General features: G+C 39.9%; 3 protein-coding genes. 1 reads left to right on the top strand and 2 read right to left on the bottom strand.

Going from position 1 to position 3,187, the window contains the following annotated elements:
- Positions 1–220 precede the first annotated feature (220 nt).
- On the top strand, positions 221–1,594 hold the full coding sequence (locus ACEW8O_RS11095; RefSeq protein ID WP_373494698.1) for a serine hydrolase domain-containing protein: 1,374 nt from the start codon (positions 221–223) through the stop codon (positions 1,592–1,594).
- Between the two features lie 79 nt (positions 1,595–1,673).
- Here the strand turns inward: ACEW8O_RS11095 and ACEW8O_RS11090 are convergent, their stop codons facing one another.
- Complete coding sequence (locus ACEW8O_RS11090; RefSeq protein WP_373494697.1) at positions 1,674–2,177, bottom strand: hypothetical protein; 504 nt, start codon at positions 2,175–2,177, stop codon at positions 1,674–1,676.
- Positions 2,178–2,668: 491 nt separating this feature from the next.
- Positions 2,669–3,187: Crp/Fnr family transcriptional regulator (locus ACEW8O_RS11085; RefSeq protein WP_373494696.1), on the bottom strand; the 519-nt coding region annotated here is incomplete at its 5' end.

Raw genomic sequence — 3,187 nt, 5'->3', positions numbered from 1 at the left:
TTCAGGGTCATAAGTATTTACATTAACCTATATGGCTTCAGTTCAAAAGTAACCATGAAATGGTCGAATTTTTGGAAATGAAATTTTAAGAGCCCGAAGAAAATTATTGAACAATTTTTACTGATTATTGATCAGTCAATTTGAATAAAAATTACATTTAAGGAACAATTGAAATTTCAGTTTCCAGTATATAATCACCCTCACCCCCACCAACATCTCAATGAAAAAGAAAATCATCTATGGATTACTTTTGATCCTCATTGCAGGACTAGGCTATGGACTCAATTATGCATGGAAATCATTCCCATTGATTAGTTCCTATGGTTCCAAGATCATGTGCAGTTGCATTTTCCTCGCAGAGCGGGACGAAATTTCAGTGATGAGTCAGGAATTAAGGTCTTTCCCGATCAGCTTGGGAGATTTTAAAGTAGACAGGGAAGGAAAAAAAGTAACGGGGAGTGTTTTTGGCTTGGCGCAGAGGGTGGTCATTTACCGCGATGGACAGGGCTGTACTTTGTTATCAGGCATGGAGGAAGCCGATGTAAGAAATCAAGATTACTATGAAGTACCAAAACCAAATTGGGGTCAGGATACGGTGAGTTGGCCAAACGGTGACAAGCTCAACGATTCCATCTTAAACCTGACCCAATACCGGAAGATTCAGGATTTGATTGCCATCGAATTTGAGGATTCGGCCAAAAAGACCCATTTGACGCACATGATTGTCGTATTGCACAAAGGCCACTTGGTGGCTGAAGGCTACGGCAAAGACCATGACATCAAAACGAAACACACTGGCTGGTCCATGGGAAAAAGCATTGTGAGCAGTTTGGTTGGTTTACAGGTTGACAAGGGTGTTTTCAATTTGGATCAAACCGGCTTGCTTCCTGATTGGACAGATGAAAGAAAGACCATAAACTTAAAAAACATGCTTCAGGCTACAAATGGACTGGATTGGGTGGAAGATTATAAAGGAGTCTCTGATGCGACCAAAATGCTATTTCTCAATCCCGATGCGGCAGCCATCGCTGCCTCCAAACCACTCAAATATGAGCCTGGAACATATTTTTACTACTCCAGCGGCACTACCAACATTCTTTCCAAAATCTTACGCAACCGACTTGGTGAGGAAAATTACCAACGCCTGCCATATGAAGGTTTATTCTACAAAATAGGCATGCACAATACCGTCTTGGAAAAAGATGCTTCCGGCACCTTCGTGGGTTCTTCCTTTGTCTTTGCCCCGGCGAGGGATTTTGCGAGATTGGGTTTGCTGATGTTGGGCAAAGGAAATTGGCTTGGGGAACGGATCCTTTCGGAAGAATGGGTGCAATTTGCCACCACACCTGTTACTTCCGCTCCAATAGGTGAATATGGCGCCCAATGGTGGCTCAATGCCGGCAACCCCAACAACCCTGATGATAAAATTTTTTCCAAACTACCAAATGATGCTTTTTATGCAGGGGGATTTGAAGGGCAATGGGTTTTGGTCATTCCCTCAAAAGATTTGGTAATTGTCCGGCTTGGCTTTACCCCCAAAGGAGAATTCAGCATGAATGATTTTGCTTCGAGTGTCATCAACTTACTTCCCTGATGGGGAAAGATTATGGTAAATGATAAATGAAATTATGTGATTCAAAAAGCTTTTTGTTAAAGGAAAAGCTGATCATCTTTTAACCTCCCTCCCACTTTCTAAAAGCCAAGGTTGAACTTGCAAAGCCGAAGGTTTCGGGAAGCTGTATATAGCCCAGATCCAGACAGGCCAATTTGATCAGGGCCTGATGGTGGATACAGTGCTCGAGGTTATACCATACTTCCCTGAAATAGCTGCTTTCAAAAAAGAAGTCCTTTCCTCCTATCCTGTGCATCAGTGTAAGATTTTTGTCCGGCTTGTTGATTCTGTGAGGGATATTTTGTATGTGGGACAATGCAACAGCGATGTCAGATTCGATCGAGGTGTTCCTTTTTCTACTGTCATAGGAAATCACACCATGATCATATTGATCCAACAAACAGTTATAAAGTTCAATGATGTGTCGTGAGTGCTGTCCAATGCTTGATGACTTTAAAACAGGTGAAATATCGGTAAAATCTTTGGGTGCAATTTGTTTGAGCATATCTTCCAATTCTTCCAATACTTCGAGGTTGGCTTCAAATAACATAGCGATTTCTAACATAGCTGAAGATCTGGTTTTTAAGAATGTAACATTGAATCAGGCAGGCAATTAAACAGATGGATGCCAAAGTAAACAGCCTACCGCCGTCATTATTGAAGTTGATCCCAATAACAAATAGATGTGTCAACAAAGCGCCTGAAATGATGAACACGCCAAGAATAGCTCCAAGTAACGTCGTTCTTTTGACAAGAATCAAAATACAGGTTACCAACTCTACAAACCCCAGAAAGTATCTGCCAAAGGGTTCGGCACCCAAAATATAAAATAAATAGACTGAATCCGGATGCGCTCCAAATTTATAATAAAGAGATTGCAGAAGGATTGCAACCGACAAAAATCTTAAACCCCAACTTATGTGTTTTATATTGAACCAAGTGTTGGGAGGAAAAGAAGGGCCATTAACCATACTAAACTGCTTATAATGAATAATTATAAGTAAATATCCACTTAAGGCATTTGCCGGAATGTCAGCTATCTGGCATTTGGATAAATTAAACAAGCATTTTTAAATCATGGATAATGATTTCTTTTCTTCCATAGGTAATCAAACCTTTTTGTTCCCATTCATTAAAAATCTGGGTGGCTGTTTGCCTTGAAGTACATATAATCTGTGAAATATCCTGTTGGGTAAGATAATTTGAAATGACTACCTTTCCAACTTTATCCTTTCCATCCCGCTCAATCCAATCCATTAAAAATGCCACCAGCCTTTGTTTTGCTGATTTGAAAAATAAGTTGGAATAGCTGTTTTTGACTCTTTTAAGTTGAAACCCAACAAACTTGGTATAAGATATCGCTAAGCCAGGATATTCTGTCAGAACCCTTTCGAAATCCGATACATTGAAACTGCAAAGAATAACCTGATCAGTCAGCACTTTTGCATATTCATTTGAATGGTCCACTTCATCAAAGCCCAATTCGCCAAACAATTCCCCTTTCTGAATCACATCAATAATCAATTCATTACCATCATCATCAATTTTGACGATTTTAATATTCCCTTTCTTCAG

The organism is Aquiflexum sp. (genome assembly GCF_041749095.1).
GTDB lineage: Bacteria > Bacteroidota > Bacteroidia > Cytophagales > Cyclobacteriaceae > Aquiflexum.
This window is presented reverse-complemented; position numbering and strand designations above follow the sequence as displayed.

Coding starts and splice junctions, on each gene's coding strand:
- ACEW8O_RS11095 (WP_373494698.1), top strand. CDS start 221: ATGAAAAAGAAAATCATCTATGGATTACTTTTGATCCTCATTGCAGGA.
- ACEW8O_RS11090 (WP_373494697.1), bottom strand. CDS start 2,177: ATGTTAGAAATCGCTATGTTATTTGAAGCCAACCTCGAAGTATTGGAA.